19 protein-coding genes are annotated in these 25038 nt (G+C 48.3%); 11 read left to right on the top strand and 8 right to left on the bottom strand.

The window, feature by feature from the left end:
- Positions 1–47 precede the first annotated feature (47 nt).
- Positions 48–935 (top strand): diacylglycerol/lipid kinase family protein, encoded by an 888-nt coding sequence (locus tag EFB08_RS11905; RefSeq protein ID WP_123127194.1) that lies wholly within the window; start codon positions 48–50, stop codon positions 933–935.
- Here EFB08_RS11905 and EFB08_RS11910 read toward each other — a convergent pair.
- Entirely contained in the window at positions 910–2136 is a 1227-nt protein-coding gene (locus EFB08_RS11910; protein WP_123127195.1) for a metallophosphoesterase family protein, read from the bottom strand. The genes EFB08_RS11905 and EFB08_RS11910 overlap by 26 nt on opposite strands.
- Positions 2137–2185: 49 nt before the next feature.
- Positions 2186–2821: an LON peptidase substrate-binding domain-containing protein gene (locus EFB08_RS11915; protein WP_123127196.1), complete on the bottom strand. Its 636-nt coding sequence runs from the start codon at positions 2819–2821 to the stop codon at positions 2186–2188.
- 121 nt (positions 2822–2942) lie between these two features.
- On the opposite strand from EFB08_RS11915, the gene mtgA reads away from it, so the two are divergent.
- Together mtgA and EFB08_RS11925 are read left to right on the top strand one after the other, a co-directional pair.
- On the top strand, positions 2943–3674 hold the full coding sequence (mtgA, locus tag EFB08_RS11920) for a monofunctional biosynthetic peptidoglycan transglycosylase (RefSeq protein ID WP_123127197.1): 732 nt from the start codon (positions 2943–2945) through the stop codon (positions 3672–3674).
- 338 nt (positions 3675–4012) lie between these two features.
- Positions 4013–4417, top strand: a complete 405-nt coding sequence (locus EFB08_RS11925) for a hypothetical protein (RefSeq protein WP_165864874.1) — start codon at positions 4013–4015, stop codon at positions 4415–4417.
- 154 nt (positions 4418–4571) lie between these two features.
- On the opposite strand, the gene EFB08_RS11930 is transcribed toward EFB08_RS11925, so the two are convergent.
- Both EFB08_RS11930 and EFB08_RS11935 read right to left on the bottom strand, forming a co-directional pair.
- Positions 4572–5771, bottom strand: a complete 1200-nt coding sequence (locus tag EFB08_RS11930) for an App1 family protein (protein WP_123127199.1) — start codon at positions 5769–5771, stop codon at positions 4572–4574.
- Positions 5772–5824: 53 nt separating this feature from the next.
- The gene (locus tag EFB08_RS11935; protein WP_227006314.1) at positions 5825–6685 is read right to left on the bottom strand and encodes a M48 family metalloprotease; all 861 of its coding nucleotides are present in this window, start codon (positions 6683–6685) and stop codon (positions 5825–5827) included.
- A gap of 196 nt (positions 6686–6881) precedes the next feature.
- Between EFB08_RS11935 and EFB08_RS11940 the strand changes: the two genes are divergently transcribed.
- Positions 6882–7961, top strand: coding sequence for a DNA topoisomerase IB (locus EFB08_RS11940; RefSeq protein ID WP_123127200.1), 1080 nt, complete (start codon positions 6882–6884; stop codon positions 7959–7961).
- An 8-nt stretch (positions 7962–7969) separates the two neighbouring features.
- Positions 7970–8527, top strand: a complete 558-nt coding sequence (locus tag EFB08_RS11945; RefSeq protein ID WP_123127201.1) for a GNAT family N-acetyltransferase — start codon at positions 7970–7972, stop codon at positions 8525–8527.
- Between the two features lie 114 nt (positions 8528–8641).
- Here the strand turns inward: EFB08_RS11945 and EFB08_RS11950 are convergent, their stop codons facing one another.
- Positions 8642–10258 (bottom strand): hypothetical protein, encoded by a 1617-nt coding sequence (locus EFB08_RS11950; protein WP_227006315.1) that lies wholly within the window; start codon positions 10256–10258, stop codon positions 8642–8644.
- Positions 10259–10657: 399 nt separating this feature from the next.
- On the opposite strand from EFB08_RS11950, the gene EFB08_RS11955 reads away from it, so the two are divergent.
- Complete coding sequence (locus tag EFB08_RS11955; protein WP_125077723.1) at positions 10658–11947, top strand: hypothetical protein; 1290 nt, start codon at positions 10658–10660, stop codon at positions 11945–11947.
- A gap of 34 nt (positions 11948–11981) precedes the next feature.
- Here EFB08_RS11955 and EFB08_RS11960 read toward each other — a convergent pair whose 3' ends face one another.
- The 3 genes from EFB08_RS11960 to EFB08_RS11970 form a co-directional block, all read right to left on the bottom strand.
- Entirely contained in the window at positions 11982–13403 is a 1422-nt protein-coding gene (locus tag EFB08_RS11960; RefSeq protein WP_123127203.1) for an exonuclease domain-containing protein, read from the bottom strand.
- A 160-nt stretch (positions 13404–13563) separates the two neighbouring features.
- A complete protein-coding gene (locus EFB08_RS11965; protein ID WP_123127204.1) occupies positions 13564–14034 on the bottom strand; it encodes a PA2169 family four-helix-bundle protein in 471 nt (156 codons plus the stop codon).
- 160 nt (positions 14035–14194) lie between these two features.
- The gene (locus EFB08_RS11970; RefSeq protein WP_123127205.1) at positions 14195–15292 is read right to left on the bottom strand and encodes an AI-2E family transporter; all 1098 of its coding nucleotides are present in this window, start codon (positions 15290–15292) and stop codon (positions 14195–14197) included.
- A gap of 320 nt (positions 15293–15612) precedes the next feature.
- Here EFB08_RS11970 and EFB08_RS11975 point away from each other — a divergent pair, with 320 nt between their 5' ends.
- From EFB08_RS11975 to EFB08_RS11995, 5 genes are all read left to right on the top strand, one after another.
- Positions 15613–17484, top strand: a complete 1872-nt coding sequence (locus tag EFB08_RS11975) for a DNA topoisomerase IV subunit B (protein ID WP_123127206.1) — start codon at positions 15613–15615, stop codon at positions 17482–17484.
- The gene (locus EFB08_RS11980; RefSeq protein ID WP_123127207.1) at positions 17477–20230 is read left to right on the top strand and encodes a DNA gyrase/topoisomerase IV subunit A; all 2754 of its coding nucleotides are present in this window, start codon (positions 17477–17479) and stop codon (positions 20228–20230) included. Before EFB08_RS11975 ends, EFB08_RS11980 begins: the two co-directional genes overlap by 8 nt.
- A 61-nt stretch (positions 20231–20291) precedes the next feature.
- Positions 20292–21083 (top strand): tetratricopeptide repeat protein, encoded by a 792-nt coding sequence (locus EFB08_RS11985; protein WP_125077724.1) that lies wholly within the window; start codon positions 20292–20294, stop codon positions 21081–21083.
- A 288-nt stretch (positions 21084–21371) separates the two neighbouring features.
- Entirely contained in the window at positions 21372–23858 is a 2487-nt protein-coding gene (locus tag EFB08_RS11990) for a DUF5686 family protein (RefSeq protein WP_123127209.1), read from the top strand.
- A 105-nt stretch (positions 23859–23963) separates the two neighbouring features.
- Positions 23964–25034 (top strand): tetratricopeptide repeat protein, encoded by a 1071-nt coding sequence (locus tag EFB08_RS11995; protein ID WP_165864875.1) that lies wholly within the window; start codon positions 23964–23966, stop codon positions 25032–25034.
- The last annotated feature ends 4 nt before the right edge of the window (positions 25035–25038 follow it).

Raw genomic sequence — 25038 nt, forward strand, 5'->3', positions numbered from 1 at the left:
AGAGCCGTTAAACGGCTTTATCAAAAATCTTTACGGTAGTAGAAATTATGGCTAAGATACTTTTCGTGGTGAATCCAATATCTGGTGATATTGACAAGGAGGAGTTGATTGAAGACCTGATGACTTTTTGCCGGCAGCATGAGTTCCCGGCAGAATTGTTCAAGACCACCGGGGAAAAGGATGAGGAAAAGTTGAAAGGAAAAATCAAAGCCTATGATCCGGAGATAGTATGTGCCGTGGGGGGAGATGGAACGGTCAGCCTGGTAGCGAAGTCGGTGGTGAAAACAGACGTGGCGCTGGCCATTATCCCGCAAGGCTCAGGGAACGGACTATCAAAGGATTTGGGTATTCCGCAGAACTTTGACGAAGCCTTGCAGTTGTTGGTAGCCCATCAAAAACTCTCCATTGACACCTTGGATGTAAACGGATTACTTTCCATTCATATCTGCGATATGGGCTTCAATGCTTTGGTGGTGAATCGATTCTGTAACGGAGATACCCGTGGTCCTGGAGCTTACGCCTGGATTGCCATGCAGGAATTCATGGGCTACGAACCCAAGAAATACACCATCATGGCCGAGGGGAAAACCATATTCGAGGGTGAGGCATTCATGATCACTGTGACCAATGCCCGCGCCTTCGGAAGTAATGCCGCTATCAATCCAACGGGCGTAATTAATGACGGGAACTTCGAGATTTGCATTTTGGAGCCTTTCCCCAAAGCTTCAAGCCTGGGAATTCTGTATCGATTGTATACAGACACAATTGATGACTCCGTTTATACTCACCGCTTCAGTTGCAGCGCCGCCACTATCATCAACCATTCCGGGGAAATGTCGCAGATTGACGGAGAGCCCGAGGATCTAGGCAACCAAATTGAATTTACCGTGCAGCACAAAAGCCTTAAAGTTATTTTGCCTCTGCCCGAAGAGTAGGAGCCACTGGGGCCGGGTAGATACACTTTTGAAAAGCGAGTATTGGCTCCTCGCCCAGGGTGAGGGCAGGTTCAATCACGCGCAGCCAGATGGTGCCGTCTTTGTACTGGTCTAAAACCATAAACCCTTTGTTTTCGTGCGCAAATGAAGCCTTGCCTCCTTTAGCCACAAAATTGGTTTTACTTCCTGAGCCGCTCACCGCATAATGGTTTCCTTTAACCTGAAAATATTGCAGGTTGTGGTCATGGCCCGCCACGTAAAAAATGGAGTTGTACTGGTGCAGAATCCGGAGCAGCCTTCGTCTGAACTTTCGGTAAGGCGGATAAGACATGTCCTCGTGCATGCCCATGTATTTGCGGTATAACCTGAAGAGGGAACCTGCCAAAGGCAACGGAATCAATGCTCTCTTGTTAATAAACGTAAGCGGAAACAGGTGCTGTTTTACTGTGAACTTACCGCCGTGCAGGGCATTGCTGTACAACGGATGATGAGCGGCCAGTACAATGAAGCGATGTTTGTTCTCTTCCAGCAAAGCCTGTAAGGCCGGGTAAAAATCACGAGAGATACGGTAAGCTTCACCAGGTTTCTTCTCAAGGGGTTTAAAGCCTGCCTGCACCCACCACTGCGTATTGATTACCAGTATCAGAAGCTGGTCATTGATTTCCCATGTCACAGGGCCCAAAGTTCCTCCACGGGGTAGGTAGGCGTTATTGTCCTGCAGTTTTTCAATGATGTACTTTTCCTGCCGCAATACAAAAGAATAACCGTCTTGTCGTCCCTTGTTCCAGTCATGGTTTCCGCTCAGGTAAATGACCTTGCCCCGGTAGTTCTGGAAAAGTGAAAGCTGGTAGTCCAGTTTCTGAATGGCAGCCGGGTGTCTGAAACTTTCAACCGGAGGAAGGCCTGTAGGGTAGACGTTGTCTCCCAGTAAAAGAATGGTACTGTTTTCCCCCGCCTCATTTATCCAGGATTGAACAGCTTGCATCAGCGGATCATCTTCTACGGAGCCGTTCTTTCCAATATCACCTACCATGGCAATGGAATGGGTTCTTTGGTCAAGCGGCGGCGGAGAAGTGGTACGCCATCCTATTTCAGACAAAGAGTAAAATGGTTTTTTCCGGTATTTGCGTTCCCGCAGGTAGGCCCAGGTAAACCAGATAGTAAGCGCCAGAAGAACAAGAAGGGCTATGGTGTAGAGCATTGTGAAAGGTATACGCCTTAATCGCTTTTCTTAATACTCTTAAGGAGAACTAAAAGTTGGGCGGAATAAGGTGTTTGAAATGGCCGTTGAGTTTCACCCGTTCCTTTAGGCGCTCTGTTTCCAAGACCACCGGCAAAATGCGGGTAAGGTGATTCAGGATGATTTCCATCCGTTCGCTTTCGCGGGCGCACTGCAACAGTTCATACTCCTGCTCAATAGAAAAGCCAAGGTGGTGCGCCACATCATAGGACTGAAAGTTATCCCGCAGGTTGAGCATGAGCGACTGGATGCCCAAGGCTCCGTACAGCTGTTTCAGTAAGTCCACGATCTGAAGCCGTTGGTAGGGTTTTTCATCCTGGATGAGGGGCAAGTCCTCTATCTCTCCGCCCGAATAAAGCCTGCCCGGCACCTGTCGCTGGAATTCTTTTATCTTGAAGATACTCAGCCCTTTGGTTTTGATGTCCATTTCCCCGCCCAGGTATTTTTTCTCAAGGCTCAGGATCTTGATTTCGGTCCCGTATTCGCCAAGTCCTTTCTCCAGGTACACCGGAATGCCAAAGGTGGTATCATTGGTCTGGCACTCCATGATGAGCTGCCGGTAACGGGGTTCAAAAATATGCAGGTTGAGTTTCTCCCCCGGAAAGACCACTATGTTCAACGGGAAAAGGGGTAAAAATCTGCTCATAATTGGGGGTAAAGCGGTAGGTAAGAGCTTCTAATATAAAAAGGCTTTCTTCATGCTGCCACTATTTCTGTATTTTTGTCTTTCACGTAGTTTTTAAAGTGCAGGCAGCGTAGGTTCTTTTATGGCGAAACAGCAGATTTCGGTTCCTTTTACGTGGGCAGATGCCCGGTGGCTTTTCCTAAAGCTGTGCATTACCCTTTTCCTGGTAACGGTGCTTTGGGTGCTGGTTTACCGGTGGTTAGATCCGCCGGCTACGCTGCACATGCTCTTGAAACGGTCTGAGCCCTCACCTAAAACCCAGAAGATAGACCAGGTGCAGCACCAGTTTGTGGAGTTAGAGGACATGTCGGTGAATTTACCTCTGGCCGTGATTGCCGCCGAAGACCAACTGTTCATCACCCACAACGGCTTTGACTTTAAAGCAATCAAACAGGCCTTCCAGCGGAACATGTCCAGTAAGAAAACCATAGGGGGAAGCACCATCAGCCAACAGGTGGCAAAGAACGTTTTCCTGTGGCATGGCAGAAGTTACCTGAGAAAAGGGGTTGAAATGTACTTTACCTTCATGATAGAGCTGCTGTGGGGCAAGGAACGCATCATGGAAGTGTACCTGAACATCGCGGAGATGGGCGACCATGTGTTTGGGGTGCATGCCGCCAGCCGGAAATACTTCAAATGTGCCCCTAAAGACGTGGGAAGACAGCAAGCCGCCTTGTTGGCCGCTGTCCTGCCAAACCCCATCCGGTACTCGGCGGCAAAACCCTCGGGGTACACGCTAAGACGCCGCCGGAACATCGTCCGGAACATGAACCGGTTGGGAGGCAGCACCTACATTAAAAAGTGGCTGCAATAGAGAACCACTAAAACCTTCACCAGCCAATTTTTAGGTTGCCTATGCTTTCGTTTTACTCCTGTTTTGAGAAAAGGGAAGGAAAAACATGGGTTTAAAAACAAGGTGCAATTTTGTGGCTTGGCTTTGTTTATCAAAGGTTTCAGGGCTTTCTGGTCTATACAAGGAGAAGCAGAGATAAAAGAATTTGCAGCATTTTCGAAAAGAATTCTGTTATTTACCCTTCAAATAAGTAGAAATAACCTATTTGAGTACCCTTCGTGACGCATACAGACTTAGTTGAGATTGTTTATAAATGGGTTCTGAAAGAAGCTGGTTGTGCCATAGCCTTTAAGGATTTCGTGAGTAAGCAGCATTCAGAACTGTATCCGGATGTCATTGGCGTGGGTTCCTTTGGGAAGAGCATCGCTATTAAAGTGGACGTTTCGCGCCCGTATTTCTTGCAGAGCATCCACAAAGAGATTTGGCAAGTTCCCGAAAAAGGAATGGGGAGGTTCCGGTTTCTTTGCGTTCCCGCTAACCTGGTAAAGGCAGACGATCTTCCCGCCAACTGGGGCCTGATCTACATCCATCCCAACGGATCCGCTTCCTGTGTTCACAATCCTTACGGTACCGGCACCAGTGATATTTGGAAGAACGGCTTCGAGGATTACAATCTGTACACTTTCCTGGACCAGACAGATTCCCTTAACTCTGCTTCACGGCGCTTGCGCTATCGGTCAGTTCTTCGTGACAATTTAAGATAACCAATTACCAGCTTTTCTAAAGATACCAATCCGTTTTGGCATGAATAAGCCATCCCGTTTGAAGGCCATTTTGATAAAAACAGCTTGAAAACAGATTGGCTTTTTAAGGCTTCCTCCGCAATTGTTTATATTGAAGAGGCTACCTACTTTAGACTCAGGACTGAATTTTACGGGTGTCCTTGCTGATAGGCGCAGGAGCCTGCTCGGTGGGGGTTCCGGGGGCGGCACTCTTATCTATGGCTTTCTGTTCTTCCACTTTCTCAATTTCTTCATGGTAGATAAGCCCAGTGTCCGCGGCGTGTTTGGCGGCGGTGGCGGTGTCTTTTACGAGCAGCATTTCTACGGTTCCTTTCAGCTCCTCTGAGATGGTGGTTACCATTTGAGCCCGGTCAGGTAATTCCACATCCCGGATGTACACACAGATGATACGGCCCGGAAACTGTTTAATCACTTCCTTGTAGATGGGCGCATCCTGTTGCCCGCTGTCCCCGATGAGCACGAAATTCAGGTGCGGGTAGGTGAGCAGGATGTTCTGGATTTCTTTGAACTTATGGCTCATGTGATCTGCCCCGAAGAATTTGTTCTGCATCAGCCCGAAATCACGAAGGAGCAGAGGGCCGGCCGGAATGTCGTTGATATCCAAGAAATCGTGAAGCAGGTCATACATGTTCCAGGGACTACTGCTCACGTAAAAGAAGGGGTTGTTGCGTTTGCCGTTGCGCCCTAACTGAAGGGACCGGTAAAACGCCGAGACCCCCGCAAATGGTAGCCTTGTCCGGGCATTGTTCATGAACGTTTGCTGCGACATCTTGATGATATCAGTAGCCGAGGTAAGCACAATAGTGTCGTCAATGTCTGAGATGATGCCGTATTCAGCATCGGGTGGGGGCACCAGCACGTGGGCCTTGGTTTTGATGCCTGGCTCAAAAGATTCAATATCGGCTTTGATCAACTCCACTTCCATAGGGTGCCAGATGTCCTCAACCTGAAGAGGCGTTTTTGGCTCCAGGTTGATTACGAAATATCCTTCTTTGTCAGTGATGACGTTGTGTTCCTGGTTTTGGAAGACCACGCGCAACTGCGCATCGCGCACTTCATCGCTTTCAAAGCGGCGGTACATGTTCACCAAGTTCTTTAAAAGCGTGTCATTGTCGGCGGCCGAGGTGATGCCCTTGTTGGCTAAAACGCGTCCCTTCAGGTACAACCTGTTCAGGGTTCCGTAGCTTCGGTAAGCCACAATCTGTAAGGGTTTGTAAAGGCCAAAACGGTTCCTGACCCGCTGCATGAAAAAATCGAACTGGTCGTCAGCGTTCTCAATGATTTTGCCCAAGGTTTTTTTTATATCCTTTTCCATCTGGAAGTGTTCTGGTGGAGATACCTGATTTTACGCCAGGTATATGTACGGAGTTATAAACCCAGATTCCTTTTAAATTCCTGATACCCGGTTTGAGAGGCTGCCGCGGTTTGGCAACCCTGCTGACGTGCCTGGGCCTGGATCTCCTGAACCCGGTTTCCCGGCGAGGGGTGGGTGCTGATAAACTCCGGCGGATTGCCGCGTTTCTCAAGGTTCAGCATTTTCTGGAAAAAACCAGCCGCACCATCGCAGGCATAGAAATCAGTCGCTCCCAAATATTTCACTGAGAACTCGTCTGCCTCGCGCTCATAATCACGGCTGAATTTAAGGCCCACCAACTGACCACCCACTTGAGTGAAAATCCTTTCCAGGTTTCCGGAGTCATTTCCCAGAATCAGGCGCGAAATAACCGAGATGCCGTACTGCTTCTGAAGCTGTTTAATGGAATGGCGTTGGTCTGCGTGCGCTATTTCGTGCCCCAGCACTCCGGCAAGTTCGTCTTCAGAGTCAAGGTACTGGATCAGGCCGGTGAAAACGTAGATGTGTCCGCCCGGGGTGGCAAAGGCATTCTGAATATTGGGGTCATTGATGATCTTCACATCCCACGGGAATTCATCGCGGTAGCTTACTTCGCCAGATTCCAAAATGCGTGCTACTATTTTGTCAAGGTGCAGGTAAGCGGCCCTTATCTTAGGGTTGCGGGAGTTCCGGTCCAGCAACTGGCCTTTGCTACCGTAGGCAGAATCTACCTGCTGGGAAACCTGAAGACCTAACTGAAGGTCGTTTTCGATGGGGAAGAACACAGTGTCGCCGTTCTTGTCTCCGCCGCAATTGGTGAGGAGCGCCGTGCATAGCATCAGCAAAAACAGGAACGTTTTGGGGCCGGGGCTAACCCGATTATCATGTGCGGTCATGGGTGTAAATTGTTTTGCTTTCTGTTTTACGTGAACTTTCAGAAAATGACAAACCAAGCAAGAAGGTTAGATTTCAGGTCTGTATTGAAACAGGTTATTTTAGGGCTGATTTCCTGAAAACAGCTTCTAAACGGCTTTTACAACTTTTATGGCTTTAAAAAGTTAAAGGAGGAAGACTTTCTTTTTCGCCCCAACCATGGAAAACCCATTAACCGCGCACGAGATTTATGCCGATGTGGCCGCTTCTGCCCAGCAGGCAGGCTTGCGCTATTTTCCCGATACCAAACCCGGCCTCACGCGGGAACAGAAAGGAAAGAAAACCACCTTTCTAAACGCCAAAGGTGAACCCATCACCGATGAGAAGGTATTGGAGCGCATCCAGAAATTGGTGATTCCGCCGGCATGGACCAACGTTTGGATTTGTCCCTCGGCTAACGGCCACATACAGGCCACAGGCCGTGATGACAAAGGGCGCAAGCAGTACATCTATCACCCAGATTGGCAGCAGGCGCGCAGCCTGAACAAATTCGGGCGGATGATGGCATTTGGTAAGGCCTTGCCCGAAATCAGGAAACAGGTGGAGAAAGACCTTAGTTTAAAGAACCTGGAAAAGCGCAAGATCCTGGCCATTGTAGTAGAACTTTTAGACAACTCCTTCATCAGGATCGGGAACCGGGCATATGCCAAGTCAAACAAATCGTATGGTTTAACCACCCTCAGAGACCGACACGTGAAAATTGAAGGCGATCACCTTCGCTTAGATTTTGTGGGAAAGAAAGGGGTGAAGCACGAGATCAGTATCAAAGACCGAAGGTTGGCCCGGTTGGTGAAACAGTGCCAGGATATACCCGGCTATGACCTTTTCCAATACTATGATGAAGAAGGCAACCGGCAGCCTATTGAATCAGGAGACGTGAACGAGTACCTGCGTAGCCTGAGTACCGAGGATTTCACCGCGAAGGATTTTAGAACCTGGGGTGGAACCGTGCTCATGGTAGAGTGCCTTGAGGAGATTTTAAATGAAGACCCAAATATTTCCAAAGACAAATCGGTGAAGGAGGCTGCCAAAATGGTGGCCCGTGAGTTAGGCAACACCCCCAGCGTGTGCAACAAATATTACATCCACCCCGAGGTAGTGAATCTGTTCAAACAAGACAAACTTTTTGACTACCTACGGAAACACGATGCCAAGAAGCGCAAAGAGAACCCTTATCTTTCCAGAACCGAGGAATTTGTGATTAAAATGCTGAAAGATATTAAGTTAGATGTAAAATAAAGGTTTTTATGAATATATTTCCGGTAGTAAATCTGCCCGAGAAGATGTACATAGAAACCCGAAGACTTAAGATTCAGCCGTTAACCGAAGCGCAACTGAAATTGTACGCCCTCAATGACGGGTCCCTGGAAAAGGAACTTGGCCTCAGGTATTCGCCAAAAGCCATTGAACCTGATTTAGCCGATGCCCTGGAAACCTACTTCCTTCGGCTGATCCCTCAACACCCGGAGCATTTTTTTTTCTACACCTTATGGGCCATTGAACTGAAAAGTGAGCAAACCCTAGCCGGTGACCTTTGCTTTAAAGGCGACCCAGATGAAAACGGCGAGGTAGAGATTGGGTATGGCACGTATCCAGAATTTCAGCAGCAAGGCATCATGTCAGAAGCCATTGAAGGACTGCTCCATTGGTGCGCCCAACGGTCAGATATTAACACGGTACTCGCGGAAACCGAAAACGGCAACACCGCGTCAGAGAAAATTCTGGAAAGAAACGGGTTCATTAAAGATTGCCAGGGCCGAGACAATACCTGGTGGAAGCGGGAAGTAAAAGAGTTGGTGATGTGAGGGGTTTGAAGACTTTAAGAGATTGTCTAACTCTCTATAAAAGATTAATTTGAATTTCACCTCATCCGCAAAGACTTCCTTATTCTCAATTCATTAACTCATTGACCATTCAGATTATAGTCCTTCCCGGTCAAAGGCGTGTACTTTGACATCACGGGATTTCTTGAGGCGTGTTTCCTTTCCTTTTTCTACTTCAACCCCTTGCTTGGTGTCATACACGCGGGTTTTGCGGCCCCAACCCTTAACAAACGAATCGTCTTTTACTTCGTCTTCGCCCATTCCGCCATAGATAACTACTTTGATGCCGCGTTTGCCTTTGCCGGTGAGAATGAACTCATCTTCGTCGGCTAAGCCGTGGAGCGCAATGGATTTTGTGTCCGTTTTCTTGAAAATACGGTCAAACACGAGTAGTGGCCTTTCCTTGTCATTACCGGCCAACTGTGACACCAACACCCGGGTGTCGCCATTGGGCAGGCGTTGCACGATAAACTTCTCCTTGCGGTCTGTCCCGGGTACCAAAACATGGCGGGAAAGGTGGCGGTAAAGGTCCTCGGCAAGTTGGGGCAATTGGTCTCTTCGGGAGAGGAGCTTGGCCTGGATTTCCTTTCCGGTTAAGGCATAAGCCTGGGTGGGCAGGGTTTCCACCGAAGAGGCAATCACTTTGTCAGTTAACTGAGCTTGAAGCTGAATTGCCAACTGTTGCCATTGCTCCAGGGTAACCTCATTCAGGCAGCGTTCATCAATAAAGCGCGCATTCTGCAGGTACCCTTCTGGCGAAGAAATGCGCGTATGAAAAGTTTTCATTTTCCTTAGAGGCGCCCATTTTCGGCTGAAAAGCCAGGGTACTAACCCGTCGTCAAATTTAAAGAAAGCCTGGTCTCGGTCTTTGGGCACGGGGGTGTAAGTGGTGACGTTGCTGGTGTCATAAACGGCCCATTGCCACTGGCCTTCATGCCGGTCCCAGTCACCAATGAAAACATCAAACAGGCGGGCTTTGGCAAAGGAGAGTTGATCGGGGAGGTGGCCGTGCTGGTTGAACCGCTTCTGCAGGAAATCTTTGGAGTCTACCAGGTTTTTGGCCTTGCCAAGGTAACTGGTAATGGCTTCCTTGCCTTCATATTTCTCTTCCAGCAGAAACACTTTGTCCTGGAACTCCTCAGAATTCTTTCCGAGGCCATCTTCGTTTTTCGGCACATAAATGTACCGCGGATGGCTGTGTGGAATTCGCGCACCTGCGGCCAATCCGGCCACGATCACTGCCCCGTACGGGTGGGCGGCCGAAGTTTGGTCCCGCATCAGGTTAGACACAAAGGTTTTCCGAAGCGCTTTGGGTAAAATATCCTGTGGGTCTTTGTCAACCGACCTAAGCGCAAATTGCCTTCCGTCTTCGTTCTGAAGGGTGAGGCTGGTGGTTTGGAAACCGCCGCCCAATTTTTCAGGCGTAAGGCCCCCGTGCATGCGGTTAATATCAAAAACGGGCAAGGTCACGGGTTGGGCCCACACAGACCGGTAGTGCTTTCCCCAGAAAACCTTGTGCAGAAACCCCCGCTGGTAATGTTTTCCCGCTACTACCTCCGCCGAGTCCCATTTTGCATTTTTTTCCTGCTCCACTTTTCCTACAAGGGCCGAGGATTGAAAGAAATCTTTTCGGGCGCAGCCGTAACTCAATAGAAGAACGGAGCAAGAAAGGGTCAGTAGTTTCCGCATAGAAGAAGATTGATTCTTTGCCATACAGAAAGTGTACCAGAAAAGTTTTGCTCCCTCTAATTCCACCTTGTACCCAGATGACGCAAAACATAGAACCTGATTTTTAGGTATAAATACGCATCTATGCGTCTACTTTTTCATAAGCAAAAGAAACCAAGCCCCTTAAGCAGTTTTATGGTTGGCGTACTTTCATTTCTTTTGCTTTTATCCAGGGAAGCTTTTCCTCAAAAGGCAGATTCCACCATCAAGTTATCGGCTGGTAAACATTATCTAAGAACCGGATTCCACCGGTTTTGGTGGGGTAGTCATTACCGGAAGGTGTGGGCAGAGCCAGTGGAAGTACCCGTTCTCTGGATAAGCCAGTTTAAGGGAGGTGTTACCCCTTTAAAAGAAGGAGGGAGCTTTCAGACCAAAAACCTGCGGTTGGTAGATAAAGCTGGCCGGGAGTATGTGCTGCGCTCCGTAGACAAAGATCCCTCCAAAGCCTTGCCCAAAGGTCTGCAGAAAACCTTTGTGGCTAAATTAATGAAGGACCAAACCAGTGTCATCCATCCTTACGGGGCTTTTATCGTTCCTAAATTGGCTTCGGCGGCAAACGTGTACCATACCAATCCGCGGTTGGTGTATTTGGCAGATGATCCGGCGCTGGGGGAATTCAGAAAGGACTTCGCCCACATGTTGGTCTTATTGGAAGAACGCCCCGACGGGAACTGGAAAAATCTGGAAAGCTTTGGGAAACCTAGGGAAATTGTAAGCTCCAAAAAGGCCTTTGAATCTCTACTTTCCAGCCCCATGTACCAGGTAGACGCTAAACGGTATCTCACCTCCAGGCTTTTTGACATGTGGCTCAGTGACTGGAGCCGCCGGGAAGACCAATGGCGCTGGACGATTACCAGGAAAGGAACATCAACCGAATTTTCTCCTATACCCAGAGACCGTGACCACGCCTTCTTTAAATTTAACGACGGGGTATTGACTAAACTGGTGAGCGTTTTCAAGCCGAATTACCAAAGTTTTGACCAAACCATAGTGGGCAAAAACGTGAAAGGCTTGATCAAGAGCTCCTACCAGATGGATGCCTATCTATTGGCGTATCTCACCAAAGAGGAATTTCTGAAAGCCGCCCAGGAATTGCAGCAGCGCCTCACTGATGAGATAATAGAACAAGCCCTGGCTCAATGGCCCTCCCAGATAAGAGAACTATCCAGGGAAGAATTCCTGGTGAAACTGAAATCCCGACGAGAAGATTTGCCCGCGGCCTCGGCTTCCTTTTACAAATTACTGAACAAAGACGTGCTTCTGCCCGGCACCGATGCAGAAGATAGGTTTGTGTTAGAGTTTCAGGAAGACGGAAGCCTGATGGTGCAGCATTGGGCATTTGAGGAAAACCAAGAAAGGAACCTGCTGCATCAGAAAACATTTTACCCCAACCAAACCAAAAGCCTCTCTATTTATGGCCTCGGGGAGGAAGACACCTTTGTGCTGCAAGGAAAGGGTACCTCCAGGATTAAGGTACGTCTGTACGGAGGCGAAGAAACAGATAAACTTCTTTTAGACCCCTCTTTTCAACTAAAAGGCCAGAAAATTAAGCTGATGGATGAAGAAGACGGAAACGAATACCCTATCCATAAGATGATCAAGAAAGAGAAGTACACCCCAAAAGCCCAGGAGTTTAATGGAGCAGGCTGGCTGTTGCGGCACCGCTTGCATTAAGGTCTGTTTTAGGCCTGATTTGCTTAAAACAGGCTTAAAGCGCAGTATTCAAATTCTCTGAAAACACCATCACCTTGTCCTGGTGTTTGGTGCGCATGTACCCCCTGATGATCTGCTGAGTGTCTTTGTTATCATTGTAGTATTTGATCACCCCTTTAAAGTCTTCCAGCGAGCTGGCACTGAACGATTCATCAAAGTACCCAAATCCAAGATAACGGCCGTTGTACACCACCACCACCGATTTCTCATCTGCTTGGCGTCCTTTCCCGATGATGACAAACGTATCATAATCATACTTGAAGGCGTCAATAGACTCAATGACCCGCTGGTTGTAGTCCTCCGGCGATTCTTTACCCACGCAGGCGCCTTTACATTGGTGCACCTGGTAGTCAAAACACGGCCCGTTAGATTTATAGAGGTCGCACATCTTCTGGCACAGGTTGTACTTGGCCACCCGGTTGTACAGGAAGTTCTTGGCCTGAAACTGGTTGGACATGGTCAAGAGCGGCGGAACTTCGGTCTTAGCTTTCTGAAAGGTGAGGCGCAGGTATCCGTCCTGGTCATAATAGGAATAAATGCCTGAATGGTACACGCTCCGGCGCTGAGCCCGGTTGTAAAACGGCTTCCGTTTCTTTATCTCATCAGACTCAAAAAGCAATGCCACCAGTTCGCTGCCGGTCCGTTCATAGGTGATGCTGGCGATGCGGTTCTTGAATTCAATAGACTTCTTGCTTTTAAAATCGATGTTGAAGTGCTGGATGATACGTTTCCGGATGCTTTTGCTTTTGCCAACGTAGATGATTTGGCCGGTTTCATCATGGAAATAATACACGCCTGCTTCCAAAGGAAGCGCGTCAACCATGTCTTTGGTGATGGCTGGGGGCAACAGCGACGTCTTGATTTCCTTAGAAATAGCCGAAGGCTCCAACGTTGTATCGTCCTGAGAGTCGTTTACCTTTTTCTCATCGATTTTCAATAAACGATCAAAAAGGATGGTCGTGGCCTCGGCGTCTCCAATGGCCCGGTGCCGCATCTGCAGCGGGATGTCAATGCTCTTGCAGAGTTTGCCTAAGCTGTAGGAGGGAAGGCCCGGCATAAGTTTCCGGCTCAAACGCACGGTGCACAGGGTTTTCCGCTGAAAGGTGAAGCCCAAGTCTGCAAATTCCTTTTTCACAAAGGAATAATCAAAGCGCACATTATGGGCCACAAACACGTTACCTTCGGTGATCTGCACAATCTGCTTGGCCACTTCGTGGAACTTAGGTGCATCGCGAACCATCTCATCGGTGATGCCAGTGAGTTGGGAAATGAAAAAAGGGATGGGCCGACCGGGGTTGATCAGGCTGTGAAACTGGTCTACCACCTTGTTGCCGTCATGGATGAAAATCGCAATTTCCGTAATCCGATCTTCGGCAGGCTGACCTCCGGTGGTCTCTATATCTATAATGGCGTACACGCGCTAGGATTAAAGTGGACGTTACTTCTACAGTGCTAACATTATTAGAACCAAGAAAAGGACAAGAACGTTTCATCTCCGTTTTAAGCTCCTTTTTAGGAAAACGGCACAAAAAAGGCAGCCATTTAAGCTGCCTTTTTTGTGCCGTTACCAGACTCAACTACAACCCTTGTTTAAGGGAAGTGATGGTTTGTTTGGCGGCTTGTATTTCCTGCTTTTGGCGTTGGATGATGGTTAGGGTTTCTACCGGCAGACTCTTTTCCTGCAACGCATTGTCATAGGCTTTCAGGGCCGCTTCATCGCCGTTCTCGCATTCGCTCAGGATGGCTTTGCTGTCATTGGCCCCAATAGCCGATTTGAGGTTAATCCAGCCCCGGTGTACGGCTCCGGCAGCCTGTAAGGCAACTCCTTCCACGGTGGTGGTATCCTGGGTACTACCTCCTAATTGACGAGCGGTGTTTTCTAACTCGGTCAGGAAAGTGGAGCGTTGCTGGGCAAATCGGTGGAATTCTGTTTTAAGTCTTGGGTCCTGTACCGCTTCGGCTGCAGTTTCATATCCTTTCTGGCCATCGCGGGCAGTTTCAACTAAATCATTCAGTGCTTTAATAACATTGCTATTTACATTGTCCATAGTCTTATAATTTTAGGTGAAGGGTTCTTTAAAATATCTAACCAATGAGGGGTATAAATGTTTAAAAGCCTCAGATTCTTTTAATTATACTTCACCTATATAGATAAGTTTCATATTTGTATATCACCATTTACCAAGCCATGAACTAGTAGGGAGCCACTTATTTACTTCGCCTGTTTCTTAGTTTCTTGATCAACTCGTTTTCCTTAGGTCCCTGGTTGATGTCATTGAGCAGGTAGCCGAAAGGCTGTAAGGGTTCATAAGCATCGAAAATGACTTTAAGAATAGCGATGATAGGAATGGAAAGAATCATGCCCGGGGCACCCCAGATTTCGCCGCCAATAATCAACGCCAGAATAGCGGCGAACGGGTTGATGCTCACCTTAGATCCCACCACGAAAGGCGTGATAAAATTGCCTTCCAGGAACTGCACAAAGGCAAAGATCCCGATCACAATCAGCATCTGGGCGGCAGAACCGGTGTTTATAAATACGAACAAGGCAGGAAACAAAGCCCCGATGAGAATACCTATATAAGGAATAACGGTCAGAATGGCGGCCATCACCCCAAAGAAGATGGCATACTCCACGCCCACAATCATCAAACCCACAGAGTTCAGGATAGACACTACCAAAATCACAATCAGCAAGCCAGAAAGATAGCCCTGTACCACCCGCTGAATGTTGTCTACGGTTTCCATCAGGGGTTCGCGACGGTCGCGGGTGATGAACTGAAACATGAACTGACGCAAGTGATCGCGGTAGTACAACATACAGAACACATAGATGGGAATCAGCGACAAAACGGTGAGAGCGCCGGTAGTGAGGGAAATGGTGCTTCCTAAGAAGGCAGTGCCTGTTTGGGTTACGTTACCCAAAGCCTTTTGCAGGAACTCGCTTTTGTTCGTGGGTTTAATGCCGAACCGGTCAAACAGGAAAGCCTGAAACTTGGAAAGCAACATAGAGAATTTGGCGTTGATCTCAGTTAGCTCAGAAGAAAAGTTGCTTATCTGATGAGACAAAAACCAAATGATTAAGCTCAGCACCAGGATAACTACAATCAAGGATATAACAATGGAGACCGCTCGGGGAAGTTTCCTCTCCATGCCCCGGGTCATGGGCAGAAGCAACAAGGCAAACAACGAGGCAAAACAGATGGGGATGAGTACCGGGCTGAAAGTCTGAAGAAAATGGAGCAGCAGATAGAGCCCCAGCAGAATGACAGTGTACTTAAAGTAAGAAGGTAATTTTATTTCCATGGTGAATTTTTGAAACTAAGTCTAAAGAAAAAAATAATATGAATGCTAAAAATGATAGCAACACAAGGAATTGAAAAGCAAATATTTAGACTTTTGGCTAAAAATTTAAGCAAAAGATCGCCTCTTGAATGAACTGCCAAGCCCTATATTTGGTTACATAGAAAAAGAAAACAGGTTTTTTTGCCGAGAAAGATTCTTAGCATTTTTACCTGTTTTTGGCCCTTTTTGGGTATTAAAATCGCTGTTTCGGGCTTAGGATGCCAAAGTACACGCAAATTTTCTTTTATTTTACCTAATTCTACTAAACCCAAAAGTCTTGTATGGCTGAGCAAACTGATGTTACCTACAACGAGGATAGTATACGTTCCCTTGACTGGCGTGAACACATCCGGCTGCGTCCGGGTATGTACATTGGCAAGCTGGGCGACGGCTCCTCTCCCGATGATGGGATATACATTCTTGTAAAAGAGGTGATTGACAACTCCATCGATGAGCACATGATGGGGCATGGTCGCACGATTGAAGTTAAAATTTCTGATCACAAAGTAGTGGTGCGTGACTACGGTCGCGGGATTCCGCTGGGAAAAGTGATTGACTGCGTGAGCAAGATCAACACCGGCGGAAAGTATGACAGCCGCGCCTTCCAGAAATCGGTGGGTCTGAACGGGGTGGGTACCAAGGCGGTGAACGCGTTGTCCTCCAGCTTTAGAATACAGTCGGTGCGGGACGGCAAAACCAAAGTGGCCGAGTTTGAGCGCGGCGAACTGGTGAACGATGAGCCGCTACAGGACTCTAACCAGCGCAACGGTACCACTACGGTCTTTGTACCAGATGATACCATTTTCAAAAACTACCACTTCATTCCGGAGTTCCTGGAAAACCAGATCTGGAATTATGTGTACCTGAACGCCGGTCTTACGATCCATTTCAATGGACAGAAGTATTTGTCTGAGAATGGCCTGAAAGACCTGTTAAGCCGCAAGATTGCCGAGGAAACCATGCGATACCCGATCATCCACCTGAAAGGGGATGATATTGAACTGGCCTTGACCCACGGCAACGATTACGGTGAGGAATATTATTCCTTCGTTAACGGACAATACACCACCCAAGGCGGTACGCACTTAGCGGCCTTTAGAGAAGCCGTGGTGAAAACCGTGCGCGAATTCTATAAGAAAGACTACGATGCCACTGATATTAGAGGCTCTATTGTAGGGGCTGTTGCTATTCGCGTTCAGGAGCCGGTTTTCGAAAGTCAGACCAAAACCAAACTAGGTTCTATCAACGTGGCGCACGAAGGCCCAACCGTGCGGAACTTCGTGAATGATTTTGTGAAGGAGCACCTGGACAACTACCTGCACAAGAACCCCGCGGTAGCCGATGCCCTGCGCAAGCGAATTGAGCAAAGTGAGCGCGAGCGCAAGGATATGGCCGGTATCAAGAAATTGGCGAACCAACGCGCGAAGAAAGCAAACCTGCACAACAAGAAACTGCGTGACTGCCGCTTCCACTTCGGGGAAAGCAAAGAGCTGGAGAAAGAGGCTTTGACTACTTTGTTTATCACCGAGGGTGACTCGGCATCTGGTTCTATTACTAAGTCCAGAAACGTAGAGCTAGAGGCGGTATTCTCCTTGAGAGGAAAGCCTTTGAACTGCTTTGGACTGAAGAAGAAGATCGTCTACGAAAACGAAGAGTTCAACCTGCTACAGCACGCCTTAAACATTGAGGAAGGCCTGGAAGGCTTGCGCTACAACCGCGTAGTTGTCGCTACTGATGCAGACGTGGACGGCATGCACATTCGCTTGCTGCTCATGACGTTTTTCCTTCAGTTTTTCCCGGATCTGGTCAAAAACGGTCACTTATACATTTTAGAGACTCCTTTGTTCCGCGTGCGGAATAAGAAAGAGACCATCTATTGCTACAACGAGCAGGAGAAGCAGAACGCCATGCGCAAGTTGGGCAAGAACCCCGAGATCACCCGGTTTAAAGGATTGGGTGAGATCTCACCGGAGGAATTCGGAAAGTTCATTGGCGAGAACATCCGCCTGGAGCCCGTGATCATGGGCAAGACCGAGCAGAACATTCAGAAGGTTTTGTCTTACTTCATGGGTAAGAACACGCCGGAGCGCCAGCAGTTTATCATTGAGAATCTCAAAATAGAGAAAGATATAGTAGAGGAGGTTTATGCTTAACGAAGAATTGGAAAACGAGAACGAAAATAGCCTGGAACTGGACGCGCAACTTGAAGGAGAGGAGACCATCCATGAGATAAGCTCTGTTTCCGGACTATACGAGAACTGGTTTCTAGATTACGCCTCCTATGTAATTCTGGAGCGGGCCGTTCCTGCCTTGGAAGACGGTTTCAAACCAGTGCAGCGCCGCATCATGCACGCCATGAAAGAAATGGACGATGGCCGTTTCAACAAGGTGGCAAATGTGATCGGGCAGACCATGCAGTACCACCCGCACGGTGACGCTTCCATTGGCGACGCCATCGTGAACCTGGGCCAGAAAGACCTGCTCATTGAAACCCAGGGAAACTGGGGCGATGTACGCACTGGCGATAGTGCGGCGGCTCCTCGTTACATTGAGGCGCGCCTCACCAAATTTGCCCTGGACGTAGTCTTCAATGCTCAGACGACTGAGTGGCAGCTGAGTTATGACGGCCGTAAAAACGAGCCGGTCACCTTACCGGTGAAATTCCCGCTACTGCTGGCGCAAGGCGTAGAAGGGATTGCCGTAGGCTTGTCCACCAAGATCATGCCCCACAACTTTCGGGAGCTGATCAAGGGTTCTATTGACGTGCTCAAAGGCCGAAAGACTACTTTGCTTCCTGACTTCCCGACGGGCGGTCTGGCTGACTTTACCAACTACAACGGTGGGGGCAGAGGCGGCAAAATCCGTTTAAGGGCTACTATTGAGAAAGTAGACAAATCGCTGCTCATCATCCGGGATGTGCCTTACGGGACCACTACCACGGCGCTGATGGACTCCATCGTGAAAGCCAGCGAGAACAATAAGATCAAGATCAAGAAAGTAGTAGACAACACCGCTGCCGAGGTAGAGATTCAGGTGCACATCCCGCCAGGTATTTCGCCTGACCTGACCATTGACGCGCTGTACGCCTTCACTGATTGCGAGATCTCCATTTCGCCCAACACCTGTGTGATCATCGAGGACAAGCCCCGTTTCCTGAACGTGGATGAGTTGTTGCGGATGTCTACCGGCAAAACCGTTCGCTTACTGGAGCGCGAGTTGGAGATTAAGCTGGGCGAACTGGAAGACAGATGGCACAACTCCTCCCTGGAGAAGATCTTCATTGAAAACCGCATCTACCGTGACATTGAAGAGTGCGAGACTTGGGAAGCCGTGCTGGAAGCCATTGACAAAGGCTTGGAGCCGCACAAGCCCTTGCTGCGCCGCGAGGTGACGCAAGACGATATCATCCGTTTGACAGAAATTAAGATCAAGCGTATCTCCAAGTTCGACTCCTTCAAAGCCGATGAATACATTAAAAAGCTGGAGGATGAAATGGCTGAGGTGGCGGATAACCTTGCCAACCTGGTGCGCTACGCCATCAGCTATTTTGAGGGTCTTTTAGCAAAATACGGCAAAAACAAGGAGCGTAAAACCCAGATCAGAACCTTTGATGTAGTATCAGCCCAGAAAGTGGCGGTGGCGAATCAGAAGCTGTACGTGAACCGCAAAGATGGTTTTGTTGGCTATGGACTCAAAAAAGATGAGTTCGTGTGCGACTGCTCTGACATGGATGATATCATTGCCATCCGGAAAGACGGCAAGTTCATGGTGTCCAAGATCAGTGACAAGATCTTCATGGGCAAAGACATCATCCATGTGGGCGTCTACAACAAGAACGATGAGCACATGGTCTACAACATGATCTACGTGGATGGTAAAACCGGCATCTCGTTCGCGAAGCGTTTTGCGGTGACCTCCATTACCCGAGATAAAGAATATGACCTCACCAAAGGCGAGAAGAACTCCAAAGTTGTCTACCTGACGGCTAACCCTAACTCAGAATCTGAGGTAGTGAGCATCACGTTGCAACCCGCCAGTACCGCCCGCGTGAAGCTGTTTGACTTTGATTTTGCAGAATTGCTCATAAAAGGCAAAGGCTCGCAAGGGAACATCGTGACCAAGCACCCCATCAAGAAAGTAGTGCAGAAAGCCTTGGGTGAGTCTACCCGCGGTGGACGCGAAATCTACTATGATGAGGTGATCGGGCGATTGAACACCGAGAATCGCGGTCGTTACCTGGGATCCTTCAACACCGATGACTCTATCCTGGTCATCTACAAAGACGGTTCCTATGAGCTGACTTCGTTTGATGTTTCCAACCACTATGATGTGCCCAACATTGAGTTGATCCATAAGTTCTCTCCGGAACTGGTAGTTTCAGCTGTGTACACCGAGGGAGAGACCAAGGTAACCTACGTGAAACGGTTTGTGGTGGAGACCAGTACCATTGGCAAACGCTTTATCTTCATCAGTGAATCTAAGGGATCTAAACTGTTGGCCGCATCGGTTCATCCTGAGCCCAAAGCAGAAATCAAGTTTCAACGAGATAAGAAATCTGACAAAGAAACAGAGAACTTACTCCTGAGCGACTTCATTGACGTGAAGGGTTGGAGGGCTATGGGCAATAAACTTAACTACTTTAAAATCTTTGGAGTAACCATCCAAAAAGAAGAAGAAGTAGAGCTTACGAAGGTGAAAAGTAGCACAAAAGTCATAAAAACTGTAAAGGTAGAGCCTTTGTTAGTACAAGATGTAAGTGCTTCATTTTCAACGGGTGAAGAGGTTGTGTTAGAAATAGACAATATAAAACCTGTCCTCGATTTAGCCGTAGAAACAGAACAAAACGGGGAAGGCTTAAAACCAGCACAAAAGCCTAAGAAACAATTAAATCTATTTTAGGTCTTTTTAAAATCTTTTAGTAGATTACCCGTACGTTGGACTAGACAGATAACCGGGGAGTATGCGCAGAACATTTAGACTCGTACTAGTATTGATCACCTTAATGGTTTTTCCGAACCTGACGGCCATGTGCGGCGGTTTAGGTTCGGAAAAACTACTTTGGGAGGCCAATCAATTATTTCTTGAATACAAGGACACCGAAGCCTTGGAAAAATATGAACTGCTGCTTTCAGAACATCCTGAGCAGCAGGAGGCTTTAAACAAAGCTAGTATCGTCTGCGGCCGCATAGGCACCCGTTTCCTGGACGACACAAACAAAAGCATTTACTTTCAGAAAGCGTACACCTTTGCGCAAAGGTCTATGTGGGTAGACAGCCTTTCCGCTGAGCCCAACTATGTCATGGCGCTTTCCTTGAGCAACATGTGCCAATTGGTGACCATCAAAGAGCGCATGGTGCAGTTAAACCAAATCAAAACGTATTTAGACCGGGCACTTTCACTTGATGCTCGGCATTCAGGAGCCTGGCACCTGATGGGCAGATGGTCCTTCAAAGTGGCAAATCTTTCGTTCACCGAGAAGTCGGCGAATCGTTTGCTTACCCAACTTCCTTTGCCTTCTTCCACCAATGAAGAAGCCATTCATGCTTTCACAAAAGCCATTGAATTAGATCCTTCCAACCTGTTGTATTACTATGACCTGGCACGGGTTCAACGTGAAGCCGACCTAAAAAGCGAGTGCGTCACTACCTTGCAAAGGGCTCTTGATCAAAAACTAGTTACCACCGAGGACCTGGAGTTAAGCAGAAGATGTAAAATGCTTTTGCAAGAGATATTGAAGGTGAGAGCCTCCTGACATACCTGTTATAAAAAAGATTTAACAGAAGCCCCATTAAGCAAAAAGGCACCCATACGGGTGCCTTTTTGCTTAATGGGGCTTCTGTGTTTTAGAGGCGTTTTCCTGAAAATAAGTAAAAAACACAAGGGGCGTAGGGGTTTTTGCCTGGAGATTGTCTATTGGAAGAACCTTACTGGCCATTGTGGTCAACTTTGCCTTAGTTGACCGAGATTTCCTGTGCCTTATTAAATTAAAATAGAGGTTTTTGAATATTAAATCGTCCCTTTTTTTATATTAGTGAACATAATGCAAACGGTGAGAAACGTACTGACTTTTTTTTTCCTGTTGATTGGGGTTGGGGGAGCGTATGCCCAAACCGTTCCATTGACCGGGAAAGTCATTGATTCTGAAAGTCAGAAACCACTTGATTACGTCACCGTCCATTTGCAGACCTCCAAGGTTCCTGTTTTCACTGACGAGGCTGGAGTATACATCATCCGGAAGTATGCACCCACAGATACCATCACCTTTACACTTTTGGGGTTTGTGCCCCTAATAAAAACAGCCTCAGATCTTCTCCAGAACGGGAACATTCAATTAGTTCGGCAAAGCTACGCCCTTCAGGAAATTGTAGTGCGACCAAAAGAGAATCCGGCTTATAAAATCGTGCGAGCGGCTGCCCAGAACAAACACCTGTACCTCCCCGAAAACCAGAATGCCATTCAGTTCGGGACGTACACTTTGATGAAGGGCAGCATTTTGGAGCAGGAAGCCACAAGCAAAAAGAAAGGCTTTTCTAAACGATATGCGCCTTTCCTGGACAGCCTCACCCTGAGTGACGCTCTCTCTAAATCTGCTTCGCTTCCCATTTTCCAATCAGAAACGGTAAAGGAAACCTTCTTCAGCAAAAATCCGCGCAAATCAAAAGAAGTCCTGAAAGCCAGTAAAGTAGTAGGCGTTGGCATTGAGCGCGAAAGCCAGGTAGCCCAGCTGTTGAATGCGCAGGCGGAGCATTTTTCCCTGAACCAGAACTGGATGCGGATGTTTGACAAGGACTTTGTGAGCCCCATTGCCAACCAGTGGTCCAATTATTATGATTATGATCTGGAGGACAGTGTAGAAACCGAAAGCGGCAAAGTGTACCGCCTTAAAATCTTACCCAAGCGTTCACAGGACCTGACTTTTGAGGGCTACATGTGGATTGCCGATAAATCCTTTTCCCTGCGACGGGTAGAACTGAAACTCAACAAAGACGTGGCGCTGAACTTCGTCCGGAACCTGCAGATTGTGCAAGCCTGGGATGAGAAAAACCCTTCGTTGTTGCCCTTGTCCAGCAAACGTAAATTCCAGATCACGGGCTTGCCTGGTACAGACGTTCGGCTGTTCGTGGAAACCATCACAACCTACACTGACCTGGTATTGGGGGAACCCAAGCCAGAAGAGTTCTTTGACCTCACGCACCAGATCAGCGACTCGGCTTTGAAATACAAAGAAGACTATTGGCAGACCATCCGACCACAGGCGTTTTCCCCCGAAGAACAGAAAAGGGTGGAGTCCATTGCCAAGATCAACAAGCTTCCTGAAATCCAGAGTGCCGTAAAATTGATTAGGGTAGTGGTGGAAGGCCACATGCCGCTCAACGACAAGTTTGAATGGGGACCGGTGTTCGGGACCTACGTTTTCAACAAAGTGGAAGGGCACCGCTTTCAGTTTGGCGGCCGAACTACGCAGGAATTTCATCCTAACTGGATTCTGAATGGGTACTTGGGATATGGCACCAAAGATGAGTCATTTAAGAGTCTGTTCAACATCCGGTACATCGCTAACCGCCAACAATGGACCGAGTGGGGCGTAAGTTACCTGAACGATGTGGGGCCCGCCTCCATGGACCTGAACAATGCCCAACTTAATAGTTTGTTTTTCTCTGCTTTCAGATGGGGCAAAATGAACTTCCCGTATCAGCAGGAACGAATGCAGATGTGGGCCGAACGTGAATGGCTCCCCGGGTTTCGGCAGCGGGTTACGTTCCGGCACACCAACTTCCGGCCTGCCTTTGACACCAAGCCTTTGAGCAGCACCAAAGACGTTTCTAAATACGCAGGATTCAGTACCACTGATGTTACCCTGAGTTTGCGGTATGCTTCGGCCAAGAAAGTGCTCATCCGGCATTACGAAAAAATTCCGATTGCCAATTCTACGGCTCCCATCATTGGGTTGGATGTTTCTGCTGGAATGAGTGGCCTCATGAACTCAGACCTTACTTACCAGGAGATTTCCCTTTCCATGGAACAACGGGTGCGGGCCGGTATTTTTGGGTACGGAAGATATTATTTAAAAGGAGGAAAGACCTTTACCAAAGTTCCATTACCCTTGTTACAAGTGCCCATCGGGAACGAGACGCCTTTCTTTATCCTGCACGGGTATAACCTAATGCCGTTCTTTTCCTTTGCCACCGATGAATATGTATCCTTGCGGTATGACCACCATTTTGAAGGGGCATTTTCCATTACCAACCGGTTGCCTTTGCTGAAGAAAACCAAAATGATCATGGTTGCCGGCGGAGCCGTTCTGTACGGCCGCCTCACGGATAAAAACAAACCCACCGAGGAACTTGCCGACGGTACCCGAAACATGAATTTTCGGAGCTTGGGCAAGGACCCTTACGCGGAAGTAAACGTGGGTTTCAAGAACATCTTCCAGCTGCTTCGGGTAGACTTAGTGCATCGCCTGACGTACCGGGAATTGGATTCGCCGCAGTGGGGTGTCCGGATGTCAGTCTCGGTGAACCCATAGCGTTTCGGGGCTGTTTTCTTAAAAACGGCCGATAAACCCTGCAGACCTGAACTGAAAATGGTACCTTCGCTTTGTCATCAATGTTTCATGTTCCTGTTTTTCCGCATGCGTAATTTCTTTTGGCTTCTATGGGTAGGCATTGGTTTTCTATCGGCCTGTTCCCAGAAAACATCGGAAGAAAGAATGTTCAACATCCGCAAGGTAGACAGCACCATTCCCACCCAGATAAAGGAGTTGAGCAAAGCCCTGGAGCAGCGGAACCCGCAACCCGAGTGGTACGTGAAACGGGCGAAACTCTACCTGGCGCAGGACAAAGTGCAACCGGCTTTGAAGGACCTAACCACCGCCACAACCCTTGACCGTTCTCTGGGCGAAGCCTACTTCTGGAAAGCCAAGATTATGGTAGGAGGGCAGCAGTACCAGGAGGCCATGAAAATGATGATGCAAGCCAAAGCTTTCAATTTTTATGCGCCCGAGTCTGAGGCCATCCTGGCCGAGACTTACGTAGGCCTGAAGTTGTATGACCGGGCCCTGGCCCACAGCAGCAAAGCCATTCGGTTAAGCCCCGGCGAGTCTAAGTACTATGTGTTGCTGGCCAAAGCCCAGGCGGGCACCGGGGACACCGCTCGTGCGCTTTTCAATCTGAACCGGGCTTTGGTGCGTGATTCGGTTTCCCTTCCGGCTTATAGAGAATTGAGTGCCATCTACACGGCTCGGCAGTTGTATGACAACGCCATACCATTTGTACAGGTAGGAGTCAGGAAACAACCCAAGGATGGTTTTTGGTGGCAGCAACTGGGGCAGTATTTCCTGAACCGTAACTTAACCGACACCGCTATTGCCTGCTTCGGGAAAGCCTTGAATTTACAACCTAATTCGGCTGAAGGATACGCCGGATTAGGGGAGGCCTGGTATAAGAAAAGGCAGTACAGCACGGCCATGCCGCAGTTGCTCAAAGCCCAGGAACTTGGCCTGAAAATGACCGAACATAACCGCTGGATTTTGGCTTCTTGCCTGGAATGGACTGGTCAAAAGGGTGCCGCCAAAACGCATTATGCAATTTTAATCAGAAAAAATCCGCAGAACCCACGGTATCGTGTAGCTTTGCAACGTCTCAGCAGGCCGGTGCCGCAACGACCAATGATGGATACTTTGCGCGCCGTATCTGTTTTTTAGCTAT

This window comes from Rufibacter latericius (assembly GCF_003721515.1).
GTDB lineage: Bacteria > Bacteroidota > Bacteroidia > Cytophagales > Hymenobacteraceae > Nibribacter > Nibribacter latericius.